The sequence below is a fragment of the Mesorhizobium sp. ORM8.1 genome (genome assembly GCF_053005525.2).
Window position 1 is genome coordinate 309,349 of sequence record NZ_CM132600.1, and the last position, 21,294, is coordinate 330,642.

General features: G+C 63.3%; 17 protein-coding genes and 3 pseudogenes. 15 read left to right on the top strand and 5 right to left on the bottom strand.

The genetic code is table 11. The features are described from left to right. Positions 1-39 precede the first annotated feature (39 nt). The 4 genes from speB to ACVDG8_RS01620 all read left to right on the top strand — a co-directional run bounded on the left by speB (position 40) and on the right by ACVDG8_RS01620 (position 3,240). The gene (speB, locus tag ACVDG8_RS01605; protein WP_447253111.1) at positions 40-1,041 is read left to right on the top strand and encodes an agmatinase; all 1,002 of its coding nucleotides are present in this window, start codon (positions 40-42) and stop codon (positions 1,039-1,041) included. 29 nt (positions 1,042-1,070) lie between these two features. Further along, a complete protein-coding gene (gene argC, locus ACVDG8_RS01610; RefSeq protein WP_447253112.1) occupies positions 1,071-2,003 on the top strand; it encodes an N-acetyl-gamma-glutamyl-phosphate reductase in 933 nt (310 codons plus the stop codon). A 7-nt stretch (positions 2,004-2,010) separates the two neighbouring features. Continuing rightward, the gene (locus ACVDG8_RS01615; protein ID WP_447253113.1) at positions 2,011-2,844 is read left to right on the top strand and encodes an aminoglycoside phosphotransferase family protein; all 834 of its coding nucleotides are present in this window, start codon (positions 2,011-2,013) and stop codon (positions 2,842-2,844) included. 78 nt (positions 2,845-2,922) lie between these two features. Then, the gene (locus ACVDG8_RS01620) at positions 2,923-3,240 is read left to right on the top strand and encodes a hypothetical protein (protein ID WP_447253114.1); all 318 of its coding nucleotides are present in this window, start codon (positions 2,923-2,925) and stop codon (positions 3,238-3,240) included. A gap of 3 nt (positions 3,241-3,243) precedes the next feature. Here ACVDG8_RS01620 and ACVDG8_RS01625 read toward each other — a convergent pair. Further along, positions 3,244-4,451, bottom strand: a pseudogene (locus tag ACVDG8_RS01625) (COX15/CtaA family protein). 35 nt (positions 4,452-4,486) lie between these two features. Between ACVDG8_RS01625 and ACVDG8_RS01630 the strand changes: the two are divergent. Beyond that, positions 4,487-4,702 carry a DUF2842 domain-containing protein gene (locus ACVDG8_RS01630; protein WP_447253116.1) on the top strand — a complete coding sequence of 72 codons (216 nt, stop codon included), beginning with the start codon at positions 4,487-4,489 and terminating at the stop codon, positions 4,700-4,702. 48 nt (positions 4,703-4,750) lie between these two features. Here ACVDG8_RS01630 and ACVDG8_RS01635 read toward each other — a convergent pair whose 3' ends face one another. Further along, positions 4,751-5,809 (bottom strand): polysaccharide deacetylase family protein, encoded by a 1,059-nt coding sequence (locus ACVDG8_RS01635; protein ID WP_447253117.1) that lies wholly within the window; start codon positions 5,807-5,809, stop codon positions 4,751-4,753. Positions 5,810-5,900: 91 nt separating this feature from the next. On the opposite strand from ACVDG8_RS01635, the gene ACVDG8_RS01640 reads away from it, so the two are divergent. Continuing rightward, on the top strand, positions 5,901-7,130 hold the full coding sequence (locus ACVDG8_RS01640; RefSeq protein WP_447253118.1) for a GNAT family N-acetyltransferase: 1,230 nt from the start codon (positions 5,901-5,903) through the stop codon (positions 7,128-7,130). 3 nt (positions 7,131-7,133) lie between these two features. Here ACVDG8_RS01640 and ACVDG8_RS01645 read toward each other — a convergent pair whose 3' ends face one another. Beyond that, on the bottom strand, positions 7,134-7,844 hold the full coding sequence (locus ACVDG8_RS01645) for a GntR family transcriptional regulator (RefSeq protein ID WP_447253119.1): 711 nt from the start codon (positions 7,842-7,844) through the stop codon (positions 7,134-7,136). A gap of 262 nt (positions 7,845-8,106) precedes the next feature. Here ACVDG8_RS01645 and ACVDG8_RS01650 point away from each other — a divergent pair. From ACVDG8_RS01650 to ACVDG8_RS01670, 5 genes and pseudogenes are all read left to right on the top strand, one after another. After that, positions 8,107-9,194: pseudogene (locus ACVDG8_RS01650) on the top strand (ABC transporter ATP-binding protein). A gap of 34 nt (positions 9,195-9,228) precedes the next feature. Next, a complete protein-coding gene (locus ACVDG8_RS01655) occupies positions 9,229-10,518 on the top strand; it encodes an ABC transporter substrate-binding protein (RefSeq protein WP_447253120.1) in 1,290 nt (429 codons plus the stop codon). Between the two features lie 90 nt (positions 10,519-10,608). Further along, complete coding sequence (locus ACVDG8_RS01660) at positions 10,609-11,520, top strand: ABC transporter permease (RefSeq protein ID WP_447253121.1); 912 nt, start codon at positions 10,609-10,611, stop codon at positions 11,518-11,520. Between the two features lies 1 nt (position 11,521). Next, positions 11,522-12,340 carry an ABC transporter permease gene (locus ACVDG8_RS01665; protein WP_447253122.1) on the top strand — a complete coding sequence of 273 codons (819 nt, stop codon included), beginning with the start codon at positions 11,522-11,524 and terminating at the stop codon, positions 12,338-12,340. A gap of 2 nt (positions 12,341-12,342) precedes the next feature. Continuing rightward, the gene (locus tag ACVDG8_RS01670; protein WP_447257202.1) at positions 12,343-13,089 is read left to right on the top strand and encodes an aspartate/glutamate racemase family protein; all 747 of its coding nucleotides are present in this window, start codon (positions 12,343-12,345) and stop codon (positions 13,087-13,089) included. Between the two features lie 104 nt (positions 13,090-13,193). On the opposite strand, the gene ACVDG8_RS01675 is transcribed toward ACVDG8_RS01670, so the two are convergent. Continuing rightward, positions 13,194-15,452 (bottom strand): GumC family protein, encoded by a 2,259-nt coding sequence (locus ACVDG8_RS01675; RefSeq protein ID WP_447253123.1) that lies wholly within the window; start codon positions 15,450-15,452, stop codon positions 13,194-13,196. Positions 15,453-15,716: 264 nt separating this feature from the next. Between ACVDG8_RS01675 and ACVDG8_RS01680 the strand changes: the two genes are divergently transcribed. Together ACVDG8_RS01680 and ACVDG8_RS01685 are read left to right on the top strand one after the other, a co-directional pair. Then, positions 15,717-16,280, top strand: coding sequence for a polysaccharide biosynthesis/export family protein (locus tag ACVDG8_RS01680; protein ID WP_447253124.1), 564 nt, complete (start codon positions 15,717-15,719; stop codon positions 16,278-16,280). Positions 16,281-16,291: 11 nt separating this feature from the next. Next, the gene (locus ACVDG8_RS01685; protein WP_447253125.1) at positions 16,292-17,422 is read left to right on the top strand and encodes a glycosyltransferase family 4 protein; all 1,131 of its coding nucleotides are present in this window, start codon (positions 16,292-16,294) and stop codon (positions 17,420-17,422) included. Positions 17,423-17,447: 25 nt separating this feature from the next. Here ACVDG8_RS01685 and ACVDG8_RS01690 read toward each other — a convergent pair. Beyond that, positions 17,448-18,276: pseudogene (locus tag ACVDG8_RS01690) on the bottom strand (3-keto-5-aminohexanoate cleavage protein). A gap of 170 nt (positions 18,277-18,446) precedes the next feature. On the opposite strand from ACVDG8_RS01690, the gene ACVDG8_RS01695 reads away from it, so the two are divergent. Together ACVDG8_RS01695 and ACVDG8_RS01700 are read left to right on the top strand one after the other, a co-directional pair. Then, positions 18,447-19,982, top strand: a complete 1,536-nt coding sequence (locus ACVDG8_RS01695) for an undecaprenyl-phosphate glucose phosphotransferase (protein WP_447253127.1) — start codon at positions 18,447-18,449, stop codon at positions 19,980-19,982. Next, the gene (locus ACVDG8_RS01700; RefSeq protein ID WP_447253128.1) at positions 19,979-21,247 is read left to right on the top strand and encodes an O-antigen ligase family protein; all 1,269 of its coding nucleotides are present in this window, start codon (positions 19,979-19,981) and stop codon (positions 21,245-21,247) included. Before ACVDG8_RS01695 ends, ACVDG8_RS01700 begins: the two co-directional genes overlap by 4 nt. Positions 21,248-21,294: the final 47 nt, after the last annotated feature.

The window sequence follows — 21,294 nt, forward strand, 5'->3', positions numbered from 1 at the left end:
TCTGTAGTTGTGGCTGCCCGATGAAAACGAGGACCCGTAATGGCGAATAACGAGATCGACCACGCCTTCACAGCCCGCTCCAAAACAGGCGCGTCGTTCGAGCCGACCTATGCTGGCGCGCTGTCGTTCATGCGGCGCAAATATTCCAAGGACGTGAAGGGCGCGGACGCGGTCGTGTGGGGCGTTCCTTTCGATGCCGCCGTCACCAACCGTCCCGGCGCGCGCTTCGGGCCGCAGGCGATCCGCCGCGCCTCGGCGATCCTGGACAACGACCCGCAATACCCGTTCTCGCGCGACCTGTTCGAACATCTCTCGGTGGTCGACTATGGCGATTGCCTGCTCGACAGCGGCAACCACCAGAAGACGCCCGGCACGATCGAACGCGAGGCGGCCAAGATCCTGAAATCAGGCGCTTTCCTGCTGACGCTGGGCGGCGACCATTTCATCACCTGGCCGATCCTGAAGGCGCATGCTGCCATCCACGGGCCCTTGGCGCTGGTGCAGTTCGACGCGCATCAGGACACCTGGCCGGATGACGGCAAGCGCATCGACCACGGCTCCTTCGTCGCGCGGGCGGTCAACGAGGGCATCATCGACCCTGACCGTTCGATCCAGATCGGCATCCGCACGCATGCTCCGGACAGTTTCGGCATCAAGATCCTCTACGGCCATGAGGTCGAGGAGATGCGCGCCTCCGACATCGCCTACGCCATCGTCGACCGCACCGGCGGCAAGAAGACCTATCTCACCTTCGACATCGATTGCCTCGACCCGGCCTTCGCGCCCGGCACCGGCACGCCGGTCGCCGGCGGCCCGTCGTCGGCAAAGATGCTGTCGACGCTTCGACAGCTCGGCCAGGTCGACATCGTCGGCGCCGACATCGTCGAGGTTGCGCCGGCCTACGATCATGCCGATATTACGGCGATCGCCGGATCGATCATCGCCATGCACTATCTCGGCCTGCTGGCGGAGCGAAAAGCACGGGCCGAGGACTTGAACAACGGAAATCATGCCGCGATAAATCACGCGCAGGGCATATAGGCTTGGAATTGCAGGGAATTTAATAAGAGATGAAACCGAAGATCTTCATTGACGGCGAGCACGGCACGACTGGATTGCAGATCAGGGCGCTGCTGGCCGATCGCGGCGACCTGGAGATCATCTCGATCCCGACGGAGCGCCGCAAGGAAGCCGCCGCGCGCGCGGAGTTCCTCAATGCCGCCGATGTCGCGATTCTGTGCCTGCCGGATGCCGCCGCCAAGGAAAGCGTATCGCTGATCGAGAACGATACGACCAAGGTCATCGACGCCTCGACCGCGCATCGCGTTGCCGAGGGCTGGGAATACGGCTTTGCCGAGCTGGACAAGGACCAGGCGAAGAAGATCGCCAACGCGATGCGCGTCGCCAATCCGGGCTGCTGGCCGCAAGGTCCGATCGCGACGCTGCGGCCGCTGGTTGCTGCCGGGCTTTTGCCGGCGGATTTCCCGGTCACCGTCAACGGCATCTCCGGCTATTCCGGCGGCGGCCGGCCGATGATCGAGGACTATGTCGGCAAGGGCGAAGATGCGCCCGAGTTCCTGCCCTACGGCCTGACGCTGCAGCACAAGCATGTGCCGGAGCTCAGGACCTATGCGAAGCTGTCGCATGATCCGATCATGCAGCCGGCGGTCGGCAATTTCGCGCAAGGCATGATCACGGTGGTGCCGCTGCAGCTCGGCGGCCTCGATCGTGTGCCGACCGGCGCCGAGCTCCATGCGGCGATCGCCGACCATTTCGCCGCGATCGACGGCGGTGTCGTCGAGGTCGCGCCCTATACGCATATGGAGCGCATGACCGAGATCGACCCCGAGGTGTTCAACGGCACCAATCGGATGAAGGTCTATGTGTTTGCCAATGACGACCGGGCGCAGGCGCTGCTGCTTGCCGTCTACGACAATCTCGGCAAGGGCGCGTCGGGCGCCGCGGTGCAGAACCTCGACCTGATGCTCGGCATCAAGCCCTGAGCGGTCCATGCAGGCCTTTCCCGAGCGCTGGAAGGTCAGCGCGCTCGAGCTTATTGCCGAAACCTTCTCCAGCCGCATCTGGAAGGTCGTGCGCGACGACGGCTCGGTTGCGATCGTCAAGGACCTGAAGCCGTTCGACGATGTGGCTGACGAATTACGCGGCGAGCATTTCCTGGCCTGGCGGCGCGGCGAAGGCGCGGTGCGGCTGCTCGGCCGTGACGGCCACCGCATGCTCCTCGAATATGCCGGCGACAGGCTGCTCTCGCAGCATCTTGCCGAGCACGGCGACGATGCCGCGACAGCGATCGCGGCCGAGGTGATGACGAGGCTGTTCTCGCCTTCTAGTCATACGCCTCCACCTGACCTGCAGCCGTTGCGCGAACGGTTCGTCAGCCTGTTCCGGGCGGCACGGAAAGACCGTGATGGCGGCCGCGACACGCTCTATGTTGAAGCTGCGGCGATTGCGGAACGCCTGCTTGCCGATCCGCATGTCGTCCACCCGCTGCACGGCGACCTCCACCACGACAACATCCTGCTCGGGCCGCGCGGCTGGCTGGCGATCGACCCCAAGGGCGTCATCGGTGATCCCGGCTTCGATGCAGCCAACATGTTCTACAATCCACTCGACCGCGACGACCTCTGCCTCGATCCGCGTCGGATCGCGCACATGGCTGAGGTCTTCGGCACGACGCTTGGACAGTCGCCGCGCGCCATCCTCGATCATGCGATCGCCTATGGCTGCCTGTCCGCCGCCTGGCACCGCGAGGACAGAAACGCGGTCGACGAGAACCGTGAACTGGCCGTCGCTGAAGCGATACGCAAGGTGCGGGCGCAATTCTGATCGCCAAAGCACCGGCGGTAACCGCGGATTCACCATGATCGGCTACTGATGAAGGCGGCCCTTTATAAAGGATTCTCCATGGTCAGCGCGATTTCAAGCTCCGTCCAGTCGGTGCAAAATTCCTCATCCACCTCGGCCGACAGCGCGGCCCAGGAGGCTGACCTCGAAAAGCAGATCCAGGCCCTGGAAGATCAGGCAAAGGCGGCTCAGGATGAGGCCGACGCGGCCAGGCTGCGGCAGCAGGCCGCGGCGCTGCAAGCCAAGCTCGACGCGCTCACGGCTGCCGACAATGCGAAGCAGGTCGAGCAGAACCAGTCGACATCGCCAACTGCCGTTGCGCGCCAGGCGGAGTTCGACAACGAACCGACGACGCAGTCACACCTGTTTTCAATGTAAACCTTAGCCTCTGACCGAGACTTCTGTCGGCAGCAGATAAGCGCCCTTGGTGCCGCGCCAATGCGCGGCGGCGAAACCGAGAAGGATCAGCGCGAAACCCTGGTGGGTAAGCGCCATGTGCAGCGGCACCTGCATCAGCAGCGTGCCGATGCCGATCGAGGCCTGCACGACGACCAGCAGGAATAAAAGCGTGGCGCGGCGGGCATGCGTGGTGCCGGGCAGACGTCGCCAGGTTGCGATCATCTGCCAGAGCGCCACGAGAAAGATCGTGTAAGCGCCGATGCGGTGCACGAACTGCACCGTCTTCGGGCTCTCGAAGAAGTTGCGCCAGGCCGGTTCCAGCAACAGCAGGTCGGACGGGATGATCTTGCCGTCCATCAGCGGCCAGGTGTTGTAGGAAAGCCCGGCGTCGAGCCCGGCGACCAAGCCACCAAGATAGATCTGGATCAGCGCCAGGAGCACGATGAAACCGGCAAGCCGTTGCGTCGAGCGATCGGCGGCGGGTTCGGAATGCGGGGCCAGGCCGCGCGCGACCACCATTGTGGCCGTGAAGATCAGCGCGGCCATCGTCAGATGCGTGGCCAGCCGGTATTGGCTGACCGAGACACGGTCGACCAAGCCCGAAGCCACCATCCACCAGCCGATGGCGCCTTGCAGGCCTCAAGCAGGAGGATGCCGACGAGCTTTGGCCCGAGGCCGCGTTCGACGCGACGCGTCGCCCAGAAGAACAACAGCGGCAAGGCAAAGACGACGCCGACGCTGCGGGCAAGGATGCGGTGCGCCCATTCCCACCAGAAGATCGACTTGAACGCCTCGATGGTCATGCCCTTGTTGAGCTCGGTATATTGCGGGATCTGCTGGTAGCGCTGGAACTCTTCCTGCCACTCGGCGGCATTGAGCGGCGGGATCACGCCATGGATCGGCTGCCACTCGGTGATCGACAGGCCGGACTCGGTCAACCGGGTGGCGCCGCCGACCAGCACGAGCGCGAACAGCACGAGCAGCACGACATAGAGCCAGCCACGCACCAAAGCGCGGTTGGTGAGGTCGCGGTCGCGGGCGGCGTAAGGAGCCGTGGCGGTGATGGCAGCCATGGGCGTGTCCCGGCGGTTGAAAACGCCGGATTGGTGGACCATGGCCGCCCGCCTGGCAAGGCCGGACAGCGCGGCACGCCGTCGCGCCGGCCCGCGACGGTTGCGCGCGTGCGCCATTCGGCCTAAGCGATGCGCGTCAACGGGACCGCGACATGCCCCTTCGCCTGAAAAAGCTGATCGGAACCATTCTGCTGGTGGCGCTCGTCATCATCTATGCGCTGATCGCCTCGGCCATCGCGGTCACCAGGCTGGTCGAATATGGCCCGATGGTGCATTTCCTGTTTTTCCTGTTCAGCGGCCTGCTCTGGGTGCTGCCGGCCATGGGGATCATCAAATGGCTGATGGTGGAGCCGCGCCCGAAAGGGTGAATAGCACAAGCCTCGGCAAAGACACGGACGCCGCGGCGGCCGATCCGGTCAGATCGTCACAACCATCTTGCCGGCATTGGCGAGCGGCGTCGTCACGCCCGACAGCATCGTGCGGATATGCGCCACGCTCTGGTAGCGGCCGTTGACGGAGATGCGCGGCAGCGCATGCAGGAAGCCGGCATGCTCGGCCCTGAGCACGCCGTGCCGTGTGGTCACCGCCGAGGCATAGCCGGCGTCGCGGGCAAAGCCCACCTCGCGGCAGCCGACGGCGCTGGCATAGCCGTAAGGGTAGGCGAAATGGCGCGGCTCCTGGCTGAGCTTTTCCTGGAGGATGCGGCGGACGTCGCCGATTTCGTGGCGCGCGTCGGCTTCCGCCAGCCGCTTCAAATTGCGATGGTTGACGGTATGCGCGCCGATCGTCACCAGCGGGTGCGCGGCCATCGTGCGGAGCTCGTCCCAATTCATCAAGGTGCATGAGCGGCCAGAGCCGAAATTGTAGCCATTGGCGCGCGCCAGCTCGCGCAGCGCCGCCCCCTGCTCTGCCTCCGGCACTTCGAGGGTCAGCCAGGCGTTCAGCCGAGCAACGGCCTGGATCTTTCGGCCAGGCGTCGCGCAATCGATCATCGTCATTCCGCTCGGAGTCTTCAGCGTCAGGCGTGCGCTGGTATCGACGATATCTTCGACCACGTCCCACCACAGGTCGGCGGCGCCATCGATCAGGCCTGGCGCGGCATAGATAGTGATCGGCGCGCCGTGTTTTTCCAGCACCGGCAGCGCTTCGGTCATGTTGTCACGATAAGCGTCGTCGGCGGTGATGGTGGCGAACTGGCCGCCCTTCCCGCCAAGCCCGATGCGCTCGATCGCTTCATCAAGGGAAACAAAGGCATAGCCCCTAGCCTTCATGTCGGCGATCAGCGCGTCGAGGAAGGCCGGGGCGATGTTCAAGTGGCGATTGACGCTGTTCGGCTTCTCCGGCGTCGCGGTGACACGATGCAGCATCAAAATGGCGCCGATGCCGCCGACAAACGGCTTTGCCAACGGGGCAAGGCCGGTGTAGCGGGCAAGGTTCAATGCCAGCTTTCGGATTGCCTCGCCCCCGTGGATCATTCCTTCACCTTTTGCGCCTAGGCTTATCCAAGCACGAAGTGCGCCTATGCGAACCCCCAGATCGGAACCATTACGTCTTAAGGATTGAGGTATGGTTGACGCCGCCGCGTCATTTGACGGCAATCGGGTCGCCGCCAATGAAGCCCCTGCCCGGCCGGTTCTGGCGCGTCATGACGACCTGACCGTTACAGTGACGGCCAGTGCAGGTCTTGCGGACTATGCGCAATTCTGCGCTTCGGCGCTGTTTGCCCCGGCGCAAAGCGCATCCTGGGTTAGCAACTGGGTCGCTGCAACTGACGCGGATCTCGTCGTCGGAACGCTCGGCATCGGAGGTCGCCCAGCGCTTTCGCTGGCCTTGGAAATCGTGCGCCGCGGACCATTCAAGGTTGCGCGCTTCGCCAGCGGTCGTCACGCCAACGGCAATTTCGCCGCCGCCGATCCTCGGTTTCTGCCCGCACTCGACAGCGCGGCGATCGGCTCGCTGTTTGCCGCGATCCACAAAGCGCGGCCAGACATCGACCTCATTTCGCTGGAAAGGCTGATGCCCGATCTCGACGGCGCCGCCAATCCGCTCGCCGCCATGCACAATTTCACCAGCCCGAATCTCGCGCTCGCGGTTGATCTCGATGGCGGGTTCGATGCGTTGCTGTCGCGCGCCAGCGGCAAGCGCAAGCGCAAGAAGCACCGTTCGCAGACCCGCAAATTCGAAGCCGTCGGACCTTTCCGCCGCATCGAGGCGCGCACGCGTGACGACGTCGACAGGTTGCTCGACGCCTTCTTCGCGATGAAGGAAGCGCGCTTTGCCAAGATGGGCATCGCCGATGTGTTCAGCGACAAGCCAGTGCGCGCCTTCTTCCGGGCCGTGTTCGCGGATGCCCTTACCGAGGAAAGGCCGTCCTTCTTGCTGCACGGGTTGGACGTAGCTGGCAAATTACGCGCCGTTACCGGTTCCAGCCGCTCGGGCAAGCGCCTGATCTGCGAGTTCGGCGCCATTGCCGAAGACGACCTCGCCTTCACCAGCCCAGGCGATTTCCTGTTCTTCGACAACATCCAGGAAGCCTGCGAACTCGGATTTGCCGTCTATGATTTTTCCGTTGGCGATGAACCCTACAAACGGCTCTGGTGCGACATCGAAATCCAGCATTTCGACGTGCTGGCGCCGCTGACGCTGAAGGGCCGCGCGCTGGCAGCGGGATTGCGGCAAAGCACGCGCGCCAAGGCATTCATCAAGAACAACCCGACAGCCTGGAATCTGACCAAGATGCTGCGCCGCAAGACGGCTGGACAGACAGTGCCCGCGGCTGGCGAGGACGACAGCTGACCTTCAGAAATTGAGGGCTTCCCTGAGCGCCGGGCCGGCCCTGACGCGCAGATCGAGATCGGCCTCGATATGGTCGATGTGGTGCAGCATCAGCCGGCTCGCCCGCTCGCAATCGCTGCTCTCCAGCGCGCCGACAATTTCCATGTGCTCGCTGTGTCCGCAGGCTGACACGCCGGATCGCCCATAGAGCGCGATGACCAGCGACGAGCGCGCCACCAGCTCCTCCATGAAGCGCTGCAGGATGGCGTTGCCGGCGACCGCAGCGAGCAACAGGTGGAAATCGCCGGATGCCTTGATTTCGGAACGCCGCGCAGTCGGACCGCGCTCGGTGATGAAGCGGCCTTCCTCGTCGAGCTGCGCGCGGAATGCCACGAGATCGGCTGATGTGACCCGCCCGCAGGCGGCAATGGCGATGCCCGGCTCGATCAGCCGGCGCGAGGCGAACACCTGGCGCGCTTCCTCGGGTGATGGATTGGCGACGAAGGCGCCACGGTTGCGTTCGGTGCGCACCAGCCCCTCGAAGGACAACATCTGCAGCGCCGCGCGCGCCACGGTGCGCGACACGTCGAACAGCGTGCCGACCTCGCCTTCCGACAGCTTGGTGCCCGGCGCGAGCCGCCGATCGACGATGGCGTCGCGCAGATTGTCGCGGATCGCTTGAGCGCGATCCTGGTTGGCGCTGTCGGCGGAATAGATCTGATCGGCAATGTTCATGGCGATGATGTTCCCGCTCTCTTCTAACGCGACTCGTCATCCGCGCACGAGAGGCAAAGTGAACACGAAGTCAAAAAAGATTGCATACGATTTTTGTGCAGATAGCGCACAATCGCCCATAATTTGTGCAATGCACAAGGCAGCCCATCAGATGGGCAAGCGTCCGGAATCCTGATTTTTCAGACAATTCAACCGCTTGGCCAATCATCCCCGGATTGGCACGCATGATGCATTGGTTAATGCGACCAACGGGGAAGCCTGAATGTCCAAAGCCGCCGAGATCGACATCGTGTCCGTTTCGAAAGTCTATGGAACGACGACCGCCGTCGAGGACATCAGCCTGAAGATACCGGCGGGCACCTATTGCTGTCTGCTCGGCCCCTCGGGCTGCGGCAAGACCTCGACGCTGCGTATGATCGCCGGCCACGAAAGCATCTCGTCGGGCGATGTTCGCCTCGGCAACATCGTCGTCACCGACCTGCCGCCGGCCAAGCGCGGCACGGCCATGATGTTCCAGTCCTATGCGCTGTTCCCGCATCTCGACCTTATCGACAATGTCGCCTTCAGCCTGAAGATGAAGGGCGTCGACAAGGAGCAGCGCCGCGCCAAGGCGCTCGACATGCTCAAGCTGATGCAGATGGAGGCCTATGCGACGCGACGCCCCGCACAGCTTTCCGGCGGCCAGCAGCAGCGCGTGGCGCTTGCTCGCGCGCTGATCACCGATCCGGAAGCGCTGCTGCTCGACGAGCCGCTGTCGGCGCTCGACCCGTTCCTGAAGATACGCATGCGCGCCGAGTTGAAGAAGCTGCAGACCTCGCTCGGCATCACCTTCGTCCACGTCACCCACAGCCAGGAGGAGGCCATGGCCTTGGCGGACCTGATCGTGGTGATGAATGACGGCCGCATCGAACAGGCGGCGCCGCCGCGCCACGTGTTCGAACGGCCGGCCACCGCCTTCGTCGCGCGCTTCATGGGCGACCACAATGTCATCTCCGGCCGGGTCACCGGCGAGCGTGACGGCATGGTCGTCTTCGATGTCAATGGCGGCGGCTCGCTTGCCGCCTGCGGCCAGGGCCAGGAGCCGGGCGCGCCGATCGACATTGCCATCCGCACCGACCATGTGCGCGTCGGCGAGGCTCCTCGCCCGGTCTCGGCTTCACCGGCATCGTTTCCAACATCGAATATCGCGGCGCCACGGTGAAGCTGTCGGTCACCGGCGCCGGCATCGACGACTTCACCGTCATCATCGACGATTCCGACTTCTTCGCCAAACCCGTCGCCATTGGCGACGCCGTACCGCTCGCCTGGGATTCCGAGGACGCGATCGTCCTCGGGCGCCTTCATTCATGAATTCAACGAAGCAAAACAAGACAGGGGAATAGGCATGACAAAAACCACCGAAACGAAGACTGGCATTTCGCGCCGCTCGCTCCTCAAGACGGGTGCCGCCGCCGTCGGCTTTGCCGCCGGCTCCGGTGTCATCACCGGCTTCCCGACCATCTGGGCGCAATCCAACATCACGCTGCGCCAGTTCGGCACCGGCGTGTCGAACCTCAACGCCATCGCCGACAAGTGCAAGGCTGATCTCGGCATCACGCTGGAGATGACGGCGACCGATTCCGACGCCGCCGCCCAGCGCGCCGTGACCCAGCCCGACAGCTACGACATCGCCGACATAGAATACTGGATTTGCAAGAAGGTGTTCCCCACCGGCGTGCTGCAGCCGATGGATGTCAGCAAGCTGAAATATTACGACGAGCTGGTGCCACTGTTCAAAACCGGCAAGCTGACACCCGACAGCGTCATTGCCCAGGGTACCGCCCCGCATACGGTCGGGTATGTCGAGGCGCAGGATTCAAAGACCTTCGCCAAGGCGCCGACCAACTGGTTCACCATGGTGCCGACCATCTACAACGCCGACACGCTGGGTATCCGCCCCGACCTCGTCGGCCGCGACATCACGACCTGGGCCGACATCATGGACCCGGCCTTCAAGGGCAAGACCGCCATCCTCAACATCCCCTCCATCGGCATTATGGACGCGGCGATGATCATGGAAGCGATGGGCAACATCAAATATGTCGACAAGGGCAACATGACCAAGGACGAGATCGACAAGACGATCGACTTCCTGATCAAGGCCAAGCAGGGCGGCCAGTTCCGCGCTTTCTGGAAGTCGTTCGACGAGAGCGTCAATCTGATGGCGTCGGGCGAAGTGGTCATCCAGTCCATGTGGTCGCCAGCCGTCGCCGCCGTGCGTTCCAAGGGCATCGCTTGCCGCTTCCAGCCGCTCAAGGAAGGCTACCGCTCATGGGGCGGCGGTCTCGGCCTTGCCGCCCATCTCAAGGGCGCCGAACTCGACGCGGCCTACGAATACATCAACTGGTACACATCCGGCTGGGTCGGCGGCTACCTCAACCGCCAGGGCTACTATTCGGCCAACATGGTCTCGGCCAAGAAGTTCATGTCCGAGGACGAGTGGGGCTACTGGATCGAGGGCAAGCCCGCCAAGGGCGAGATCAAGGCGCCCGACGGCACCGTCATGGAAAAGGCCGGCGCCCTGCGCGATGGCGGCTCGTTCGAGGAGCGCATGGGCAAGGTCGCCTGCTGGAACTCGGTGATGGACGAGGACCGCTACATGGTGAAGCGCTGGAACGAGTTCATCGCGGCGTAAGCGAATAACAAGCGCCTCTCCTCTGCCCCTTCTCCCCTTGTGGGAGAAGGGAACGCGGCTCAAGCCGTATCGCCAAACCCGAGAGCATTGATGACAGTCGCGCTCGAACGCCCCGCCATCGCCGCCGCAAAACCAGTCCGACGACGCCGCTTCTCGCTAAGTGTCGTCACGCCCTATCTGCAGTCGGCACCGCTGGCGTTGATCCTTGGCGCGTTCCTGCTTCTGCCCATCATCATGATCGTCGTCGTGTCCTTCTGGGACTACGACTTCGCCGCCATGTATCCGGACTTCCTGACCACCAACTATTCCGATGTTCTCGGCTCCTGGGTCACCTGGAAGACCTATCTCAACACCATCAAATTCGCCGCCATCGTCTGGGCGCTGACCTTGTTCATCGGCTTCTGGGTCGCCTATTTCCTCGCCTTCCACATCCGCACCACGGCCATGCAGATGGTGCTGTTCCTGGTCTGCACCGTGCCGTTCCTGACCTCCAACATCATCCGCATGATCTCGTGGATCCCGGTGCTCGGCCGCAACGGGCTGATCAACTCGACGCTGGTGCATATGGGCCTGGTGCCCAAACCCATCGAATGGCTGCTCTATTCCGAATTCGCCGCCGTGCTCGCCATGGTGCATCTCTACACGCTGTTCATGGTGACGCCGATCTTCAACACGCTGATGCGCATCGACCGCTCGCTGGTCGAGGCCGCGCGCGATGCCGGGGCGTCCGGCTGGCAGGTGCTGTGGAACGTCATCATCCCGCTGGCCAAGCCCGGCATGGCGATCGGCACCATCTTCGTCGTCACGCTGGTCATGGCCGATTTCTCCACCGTGCAGGTGATGTCGGGCGGCCAGAGCGCTTCGGTGGCGCTGATGATGAAGAACCAGATGTCGCTGCTGCAATATCCGGCAGCCGCCGCCAACGCCGTGGTGCTTCTGGTGCTGGTCCTGCTGATGGTCGCCGGCATCCTGCGCATCGTCGACATCCGCAGGGAGCTGTGACGTGAGCCACGAAAAACGCACCCTCGAATTCTATGTGCTCGCGGCATTCTTCGCCTTGTTCGTGCTGTTCCTCTACGGGCCGCTGTCGGCGATCCTGATCCTGTCCTTCCAAGGTGAGACCGGCGGCCTCACCTTTCCGCTCAACGGCGTGTCGCTGCACTGGTTCGCCAATCTGTTCGAGCGCCAGGCCGTCGGCGATTTCGGCGGCAGCTTCAAGCGCTCGCTGGTGCTCGGCCTGATGGTGATGGTCGTCACCGTCGTGGTGTCGCTGCTCGCAGGCCTTGCCTTCCGCCAGAAATTCCGCGGCGCGACCGCGCTGTTCTACCTGGCGGTCGCCAGCCTCGTGGTGCCGTCGATCATCATCTCGCTGGGGATCGGCGTCGTCTTCCAGCAGATCGGTTTCCGTCCGGCCTGGTACACATCGGCCTTCGGCGCGCATCTGACCTGGACCTTGCCGTTCGGCGTGCTCATTATGTTCGCCGTCTTCAACCGGTTCTCGCCGGCCTATGAGGAGGCCGCGCGTGACCTCGGCGCCAGTTCCTGGCAAACCTTCGCCCATGTCGTGCTGCCGATGATCGCGCCGAGCCTGATCGGCGTCGGCCTGTTTGGCTTCACGCTGTCCTACGACGAGTTCGCCCGTACGCTGATGACGTCCGGCACCTTCAACACGCTGCCACTCGAGATCTACGGCATGACCACCAACGTCACCACGCCCGTGCTCTACGCGTTGGGCACGGTGACAACCGTGTTCTCCTTCCTGGTGATCCTGACGACGCTAGGCGCCATCCTCTATGTCGGCCGCCGCAGGGCGAGAGCGTGACCGTGCAGATACTGGTGGTGAATCCCAACACGACGGCGAGCATGACCGAGACGATCGCGGCGGCCGCGCGCGGCGTCGCCGGCGCCTGGACCGAGATCGTCGCCGTCACCTCATCCATGGGACCGGCCTCGATCGAGGGCTATTATGACGAGGCACTGGCTGTGCCGGGCCTCTTGATGGAAATCGCTGCCGGCGAACGACAGGGCGCTCAAGCCGCGATCATCGCCTGTTTCGACGACACAGGGCTGGACGCTGCCCGCGCCATGGCCGCCATTCCCGTCATCGGTATCTGCGAGGCCGCACTCAGCATGGCCTCCTTCATCGCCCAGCGCTTCACGGTCGTAACCACCACCCAACGCTCTCGCGTGCCGGTGGAGGGGTTGGTGCAACGCTACGGTATGTCGGGCCGGGTGCGCGTGCGGGCCGCCGACATTCCGGTGCTGGCACTCGGCGATCCGGCATCAGGAGCGGTTGGCAAGCTGTGCGACGAGATCGCCCGGGCCGTGGAGGAGGATCGAGCCGAGGCCATCGTGCTTGGCTGCGCCGGAATGGCCGATCTTGCCCACCGTCTGCAAGAGGAATTCAGCTTGCCGGTAATCGACGGCGTAAGCGCGGCCGTGAAACAGGCCGAAGCGCTCATTGCGCTCGGATTGTCAACCTCCAAGCGTGGCGCCTATGCCAGCCCTCTCGCCAAGCCTTATCGCGGCATGCTGAAATCCTTCTCGCCAGGGATGATCGCTGCGGAGTGAGAGCCATGAAACCGACCCTCCGCACACTGTCGCTGCAGGAACTGAGTGTTCTGATCGACTGGGCGGCCGCATAAAATCACGCGCCGCTACACGCAGCCGCCATTTCAAGCGGCCGAGCGGCGACCTGGGCTGCCAGGCGGTTCATGGCCGATCGGCGTGACCAAAGTCAGATTCGGATAGCCATTTTCGATCAGCTTGACCGCGGCCTGCGTCACCTGGTCGTCGGCTTCGAGCATCGACAGCAAGACCTCGGTGCCGTCGCCGACCAGGCGGCCGATGCCTTGCGCGTCGGCCGGGCCGCATTCGACCACGACAAGATCGTAAGCCGTCGTCAGCGACTGCATGATGATCGGCAGCCGATCGGCAGCGCGCATGGCGCGGACCGGATCGGCGGTGCCGACCGGAATGACATGCGCGTCGGAATAAAGGTCGGGATGGATGACGTCGCTGAACTGCGCCTCGGAGGCGAGCAGATTGGTGATGCCGGGGAACAGGCTTGAGTCGAGCATCGGCCGCGAAGCAGCGCCGGACGCGGTGAGATCGAGCAGCAACACGCGCAGGCCGGCATCGGAGACTTCGCGCGCAACCAGCACAGCCGACGCGGCCGCTTCGTCACCCTCAGGCGAGACGAAGATCGCCCGTGCCGTGCCGGAAGAAATCAGCTTTTCCGCAGCCTTGTCGACATCGATCTCGCCCAGCAGGGATTGCCTGGGTTCCGGCGCTGGCGCTGGCTCCAGCTCCGGTGCCTGCTCGATCGGTTCGGCCGGCACCTCGGCGACGGCATGAACCTCGGCCGGGTCGCTCTCGGCGGGCTTCGGAAGCTCCGCTTCCGCAATCGATTGGCCCGCGGCAGGTTCCTCATAGGGCGCAAAGACGCGATATTCACCAGGTGTTTCGGCGACTGTCGGCTCGATCCTGGCGGCGGGCATCGGCACCTGCTCGATATGGTCTATCCGCGCGCCCGGCGCCGGGCGCATGGCGCGGCCGGAGAACAGTTCCCCAAGCAGCGTGGCAATCGCCATCAGCAGCAGCGAGGCGGCCGCCGCCGCGCCGGTGATCGGTCCGACCTTCGGAAAATAAGGTTCGGTCGGCACCTGCGCTTTCGACAGCAGGCTGGCATCCACCGGCAGATATTTGCGGTCAACGCGCGAAGATGCCTCGCGGTAGTTCGCCATGTAGGACTCAAGCTGCTGGCGCTGGGCATTGGCGTCGCGCTGCAGCGCGTCGAGTTGCACCTGCTGTTGACCGGCGCGGGCCGAGGCCTCCTTCAATTGGTCGACCTCCTTGACCAATTGGTCCTCGCGGGCCCTGGCCGTCTGCGCCTGCGTCGCCAATCCCTTCAGGATCTTCTGTCCCTCGTTGCGGATCTGGCCATTGAGGTCTGCAAGCTGCGACCTCAGCGACCGGATGCGCGGATGGTTGTCGAGAAGCGTGGTCGACAGGTCGGCAATGTTGGCCCGCAGTTCTACCTGCCGCTCTAGCAGGCGCTGGATCAGATCGGACGACAGAACTTCCGGCACGCTGTCGAGCGTGCCGCCGTTCTGGAGCGCCCTGCGCACGCTGTCGGCGGTCGCCTCGGCGGCGGCGCGACTGGCGCGCACCCGTGACAGCTCGCTCGACTGTTCGGAAAGTTGCTGGGTTGCGAGCACCGCATTGTTGCCGCCCATCAGGAGGTCGGATTGCGAGCGAAACGCGGCAACCTTGGCTTCCGCGTCCTTCACCCGATTCTGCAGATCGGTGATTTCCGGGCCAAGAAAGCCGGTGGCGGCGGTATTGGTATCCTTCTTTGTATCCTGCTTGGCCTCGAGATAGGCCTGGGCAATCGCATCGGAAACCTGCTTGGCAAGCTGCGGATCCTTGGAGGAGAACTCGACCGCGATGATACGCGTCTTCTCGACGGCATAGACGTTGAGCTTCTCGTGCATGGCATTCAGCACGCGCTCTTCCGCCGGGATGTCGAAGGGGTCGCTCTTCAGGCCGACAAGGACGAGCATGCGGCTCAGCGCCGACATTTTCAGCGTCTCGTCGAATTCGGGCCGTTTTTCCAGATCGAGATCCGTGGCGACCTTCTTGAGGATGTCGGGCGAGCCGATGATCTGCACCTCGGTGGCCACGGCGCCCTCGTCGGTCGCCGACTTGTCGTCATTGGTGGTGGTGGTCGGCCGGGTGTAGACCGATTCGCGCGGCCCGATCTCCAGCTTGGCCGTTGCTTTATAATAAGGTGTGGCGAGCCAGGCGAAGGCAAAGGCAAGGCCGGTGACCAACAGCGTGACGACAACAATGCGCAACCAGTTGCGCCCGAGACTGGCGAAGAGCTGTCTCAGGTCGACATCGACATCTGCGGCCGCGGATTGAACGGACATGCATCCTGCTCCGAACTATGAGTCGAGGATGGACCGTAAACAACTATGGTAACCCAGCCGTTAAGATTTGGGCGGACGGTTGCTGCGCGATGTCTTCACGATGTTGAGCGAAGGCAATATAAAGACTCAGTTTTTTGCCCGTGGCCGCCTCTTCATGTCGCCGTCCTTTACCGCCCATTAACCCTAACAGGATGATAACGATCCTACGTCCTTGGGTTGGCCGCAGCAATTCGCGGCAAGAGCGATGAAGGTTCCTGACCGGTCATGAAAAGCACAGCTTCCCTCTTTCGCGCTTTCATCGCCTTGTCGCTGCTCACCGGCTGCTCGAGTTACCGGCCGACGCCGGCTGCCTTTCACGAAGTGCTCGACCAGCCTTACAGGTTAGGCGCCGGCGACCGCATCCGCGTCACCGTGTTCGAACAGGACGGATTGACCAACACTTACAGCGTCGACCAGTCCGGCTACATCTCCTTCCCGCTTGTCGGCGCAATCCCGGCGCGCGGCCATACCGCCCAGCAGCTGGAAAAGGAGCTTGCCGACAAACTGCGCCAGGGCTATCTGCGCGATCCCGATGTTTCGGTCGAGATCGACCGCTACCGGCCGATCTTCGTCATGGGCGAAGTTGGCGCCGCGGGCCAGTACTCCTATGTGCCGGGCCTCACCGTGCAGAAAGCGGTGGCGATCGCCGGCGGTTTCTCGCCACGCGCCAATCAGGGAAGCGTCGACATCACCCGCGACATCAACGGCAAGGTGATAACCGGACGCGTGCTGACATCCGATCCGCTGCTGCCCGGCGACACGATCTACGTCCGCGAACGCCTGTTCTGAAAATCATCCAAGTGGCGGCGAATCTCAGGATCGTCCACTGTTTTCGCTCACCTGTCGGAGGCATCTTCCGGCATGTGCGCGACCTGACCGAGGCGCAAGTCGCCGCCGGCCATTCGGTGGGTATCGTCTGCGATTCGACGACCGGCGGCGGTTACGAGGAATGGCTGTTCGAGGCGATGAGGGGCAGCCTGGCGCTCGGCATCCATCGCACGCCGATGCAGCGCCATGTCGGCCCCGGCGATCTCGCCTCGGCCTGGCGCACCTATCGAATCATCAAGGAATTGCGGCCGGACGTGCTGCACGGGCACGGCGCCAAGGGTGGCGCTTATGCTCGTCTGTTCGGCTCATTGTTGCGGGTATCTAGGTCTCGCGTTGCCCGCCTTTATTCGCCGCATGGCGGCTCGCTCCACTATGACGAGACGACAGCAACGGGAAAGCTGTTCTTCGGCCTGGAGTACTCCATGGCGCGCTTCACGGACTGCCTGCTGTTCGTTTCCGAATACGAACGGCGGACCTATCGCCGGAAGGTCGGCGAGCCGCCAATCCCAAACAGCTTGGTCTATAACGGCCTGCGCGCCACCGAGTTCGAACCGGTAACGACGGCGGCGGATGCCGCCGATCTCTTATACATCGGCATGATGCGTGATCTCAAAGGCCCTGACATCTTCATCGATGCGCTGGCGCTGGCCAGCGTCGCGATGGGCCGCCCGTTGAGCGCCGTCATGGTCGGCGATGGTGACGACCTGCCCCGCTATCACGCGCGGGTCGAGCGATTGGGATTGAAGAACAGCATCCGCTTCCTGCCGCCAATGCCGGCGAGAGAGGCTTTTGCGCTGGCGGAACTGGTCGTCGTGCCCTCTCGCGCCGAGGCGATGCCTTATATCGTGCTGGAGGCGCTGGCCGCCGGCATGCCGATGATCGCGACCGCGGTCGGCGGCATTCCGGAGATTTTCGGCGAAAGCTCCCCTGCCCTGATCAAGCCGGATCCGAGCCAGCTTGCCGACAAGATCGTCATGGCGCTCAAGGACCTCGACGCCTATCGGCAGGTGATGCCGCAAGTCGATGAGCTCAAGGCTCGATTCGGCGCCGATGTCATGGCGGCCGAGATCGAAAGGGCCTATTTCGAGGCGTTAAAAAAATAGGGCATTCGCCCTGGCGGTGAATTGCCTACTTCAATTGCCAGTCCGCGCGCAGTTGAGCCGCTGTGGCTACATTGAAGCCAAGGCGCTCAATGCTTTCCCTGGCCACGCCAACCAATTCCTGATTACCGCGCGCGATCCGCCCGTCGGGCATGAGCAGATTGTTCTCGAAGCCGACACGGATGTTGCCGCCAAGCAGCGCACCGGCGAGAACGCAGGCCGCCTCGCTGCCGCCGAAGGCGCATGTCGACCAGTGCGCGAAGCGCGGCACAGATTCACCGAGAAAAGGCAAAAGATCCGCGGGGGCGGATGTCTGGCCGGCGGTATACCGCCCCAGCACATAGAGGACCGAAAGCCGCTCGAACGGAACCACGCCGCGCGCCTGCAGTTGAGCGAGTCGCACGGCTTCGTCCGGCGAATAGAGAATGAACTGCGGCGCGACGTTTTCCTGGCGCAGCCAATGCAGGAAGGTGCTGAACCCGGCCTCGCCGCGCGCGTCCGGCAGCAGCTCGCGCAAGGCGAGCGAGACCGATCCGGGCCGGACCTCGCGCACCACCTGCATCTGCTGCGCCGGCGTGTAGACGCCGAGCGATCTCGCTGGTGATCTGGATGACGAGCCCGTCGCCGACCGTTTTGCGTATCGCATCGATGGCGGCGCGATAGGCATCCGCGTCGAGCAGATGCCTGCCCTCACCATCACGCACATGGACATGGATCATGCTGGCGCCGGCCTCGAGACAAAGACCGGCGACGTGGGCGAGCTCGGCCGCCGTCATCGGCAAAGCCGGATGATCCGCATGGGTTTTCCTGCCGCCGTTCGGCGCCACAGCGATCGAAACAGGACGCGTTGCCGTCATTTCATCTCCGATCAAAACCTGTTCGCATCGTCGTCAAACCTTTCGTGGAGAAACAAGGCGCCAGGCAACTCGCTTCGCAACCGCACAGACCTTTCCAAAACCACAGGTTGTTTCAAGCCTTTATTAGCTCTCTTTTGCTATGCAGGTCCGTGTAGCTCGCGGACAATCGCATGAATGAGATCGACCCCGCACGCCGCTTTTCCTTGGATGCGGTGCGCAATTTCGATGCCCCTGCCGAAGGTGAAAAACCCGGCGGCATGAACGACGTTGCGCGCCAGGTCGCCTCGCAATACCGGCGCGATACGATGTCGCCGATCATGGTCAGCGGTGTGCTGCGCATGGTCGAGTTCGCGCTGCTGTTGCTGTCCGGGCTTTGCGTCTACTTCTACTTTGTCGGCTTCTTCAACTATCTGGCCTGGCAATATCCGCTGACGATGGCTGCGGCTTCGTTCCTGGCGGTTGTGCTGCTCGACGTCTCCGACTGCTATCAGATCTCGAGGCTGATGCGACCGTTCGCCAATTTCGGCCGCATACTGGCCGTCTGGGCCGGCGCCTTTGCGCTGATGGCGCTGACCGCCTTCGCCATGAAAGCATCGGAAGATTATTCGCGCCTTCTGTTCGGCACTTGGTTCGTCGTCGGCTTCGTCATGATCTTCGCCCTCAGGCTGGTGATGTCCAGGCTGATCCGGCGCTGGGCGCGCGACGGCCGCATGGAGCGCCGCGCCGTCATCGTCGGCGGCGGCAAGGCCGCCGAGCAGCTGATCCGCACGGTCGAGAAGCAGCCTTACAACGACATCCGCATCTGCGGCATCTTCGATGATCGCAACGACAAGCGCTCGCCGCCGATCGTCGCCGGCTATCCGAAGCTCGGCACGATCTCCGAGCTGATCGAATTCGCCCGTATCGCGCGCATCGACATGCTGATCGTGTCGCTGCCGCTGACCGCCGAATCGCGCGTCCTGCAGCTTCTCAAGAAACTCTGGGTGTTGCCCGTCGATATCCGGCTGTCGGCGCATTCGAACGCGCTGCAGTTTCGCCCGCGTGCTTATTCCTACATCGGCTCGGTGCCGATGCTCGACATCTTCGACAAGCCGATCAACGACTGGGATTCCGTCGCCAAACGCGCCTTCGACATCGTCTTCTCCCTGATCGGCATCATCCTGTTTTCACCGGTGATGCTGGCGACCGCGATCGCCATCAAATTGGACAGCAAGGGTCCGGTGCTGTTCAAGCAGAAGCGGCACGGCTTCAACAACGAGATCGTCGAGGTCTACAAATTCCGCTCGATGTATACCGACCGGTCGGACCCGACCGCCAAGCAGACGGTGACCAAGAACGACCCGCGCGTGACCCGCGTCGGCCGCTTCATCCGCAAGACCTCGATCGACGAACTGCCGCAGTTCTTCAACTCGCTGCTCGGCTCGCTGTCGCTGGTCGGGCCGCGCCCGCATGCGATCGCCGCGCAGTCGCATAACCTTCTCTACAACGAAGTGGTCGACGGCTATTTCGCCCGCCACAAGGTCAAGCCCGGCGTCACCGGCTGGGCGCAGATCAACGGTTGGCGCGGCGAGATGGACACCAACGAAAAGATCCGCATGCGCACGGAGTACGACCTCTATTACATCGAGAACTGGTCGATGCTGTTCGACCTGCGCATCCTGTTCCTGACGCCGATCCGCCTGCTCAATACGGAAAACGCCTATTGAGCGCCGTCGCCCATGAGCTGCCGGCTTCGGCGATAAACGCCAAAGCGATCGCGCTGATTGCGTCGGCGGCGATCGGCATCGGCATCCTGCTTTCGGGCTTCGTCATCAGTGAGCCGGCGCCATACGAAATCTACATGGCCGGGCTGATCGCCGTCTGGGCGCTGTTTGGCTTGCGTATCTCCCGCGCGATCGTGCCGATGCTTCTGCTTCTGGTGGCGATGAACATCGGCGGCATGATCGCGATGACGCAGATGGCCGATCTCGCCAACACGCCGCTCTATCTCTCGGTCTCGCTGTTCCTTGCCTTCAGCGCGGTGTTCTTCGCCTCGGTGACCTCGGTCCAGCCCAATCTCTACCGCTTGATCTTCGTCGCCTATGTGGTGTCGGCGGTGGCGACGTCGCTGCTCGGTATCGCCGGTTATTTCCATGCCTTCCCGGGCGCGGAAATGTTCACCAAATACGACCGCGCCGCCGGCGCCTTCCAGGACCCGAACGTGTTCGGGCCGTTCCTGGTGCTGCCCGGCACCTATCTGCTCTATCTGCTGCTCACCGGTCCGGTGTTGCGCATGCCGTTGCTGGCGGTGCCGCTGCTCATCATCACCGCCGGCATCTTCTTTTCCTTCTCGCGCGGCGCCTGGGGCATGTTCGCGGTGTCAGCGGTGCTGCTCACCGCTTGCCTCTTCCTGCAGAGCGCCAGCGGCATGTTCCGCTTGCGGGTCGTGGTGATGACGATCGCCGCAGCCGCACTGCTGATCATCGCCATCCTCGTCATCCTGCAACTGCCCGGCGTGTCGGATATGTTCACCCAGCGCGCGCATCTCGAACAGAGCTACGACACCGCGCGGCTCGGCCGCTTCGCCCGCTACTCGATCGGCTTCCAACTGGCGATGGAGCATCCGTTCGGCATCGGCCCGCTGGTCTTCGGCACCATCTATGGCGAGGACACGCACGACATCTGGTTGAAGGCGCTGATGGATTATGGCTGGCTGGGCTTCGTCTCGTTCCTGACGCTGACGCTATGGACGATCGTTGCCGGCTTCCGCATCCTCCTGCGCGACCGGCCTTGGCAGCCCTATCTGCTCTGCGCCTATGTCGCCTATCTCGGCAATATCGGGCTGGGCACCTTCATCGACATCGACCACTGGCGCCACCTCTATCTGCTGCTCGGACTGATCTGGGGCGCGATCGCGCTGGAGTACCGGCATCAGCGGGAATTGCGGCTGGCAAGGCCCATGGCCGCGCCGGCAATTTCAGCGGCGGGATAGTCGCCGAATTCGGTTGACCCGCACAGGGTTATCACGATACATCGCGA

Excerpts from the sequence above, each read along its gene's own strand:
- speB (WP_447253111.1), top strand. The coding sequence starts at position 40 with ATGGCGAATAACGAGATCGACCACGCCTTCACAGCCCGCTCCAAAACA.
- argC (WP_447253112.1), top strand. The coding sequence starts at position 1,071 with ATGAAACCGAAGATCTTCATTGACGGCGAGCACGGCACGACTGGATTG.
- ACVDG8_RS01615 (WP_447253113.1), top strand. The coding sequence starts at position 2,011 with ATGCAGGCCTTTCCCGAGCGCTGGAAGGTCAGCGCGCTCGAGCTTATT.
- ACVDG8_RS01620 (WP_447253114.1), top strand. The coding sequence starts at position 2,923 with ATGGTCAGCGCGATTTCAAGCTCCGTCCAGTCGGTGCAAAATTCCTCA.
- ACVDG8_RS01630 (WP_447253116.1), top strand. The coding sequence starts at position 4,487 with ATGCCCCTTCGCCTGAAAAAGCTGATCGGAACCATTCTGCTGGTGGCG.
- ACVDG8_RS01635 (WP_447253117.1), bottom strand. The coding sequence starts at position 5,809 with ATGATCCACGGGGGCGAGGCAATCCGAAAGCTGGCATTGAACCTTGCC.
- ACVDG8_RS01640 (WP_447253118.1), top strand. The coding sequence starts at position 5,901 with ATGGTTGACGCCGCCGCGTCATTTGACGGCAATCGGGTCGCCGCCAAT.
- ACVDG8_RS01645 (WP_447253119.1), bottom strand. The coding sequence starts at position 7,844 with ATGAACATTGCCGATCAGATCTATTCCGCCGACAGCGCCAACCAGGAT.
- ACVDG8_RS01655 (WP_447253120.1), top strand. The coding sequence starts at position 9,229 with ATGACAAAAACCACCGAAACGAAGACTGGCATTTCGCGCCGCTCGCTC.
- ACVDG8_RS01660 (WP_447253121.1), top strand. The coding sequence starts at position 10,609 with ATGACAGTCGCGCTCGAACGCCCCGCCATCGCCGCCGCAAAACCAGTC.
- ACVDG8_RS01675 (WP_447253123.1), bottom strand. The coding sequence starts at position 15,452 with ATGTCCGTTCAATCCGCGGCCGCAGATGTCGATGTCGACCTGAGACAG.
- ACVDG8_RS01680 (WP_447253124.1), top strand. The coding sequence starts at position 15,717 with ATGAAAAGCACAGCTTCCCTCTTTCGCGCTTTCATCGCCTTGTCGCTG.
- ACVDG8_RS01695 (WP_447253127.1), top strand. The coding sequence starts at position 18,447 with ATGAATGAGATCGACCCCGCACGCCGCTTTTCCTTGGATGCGGTGCGC.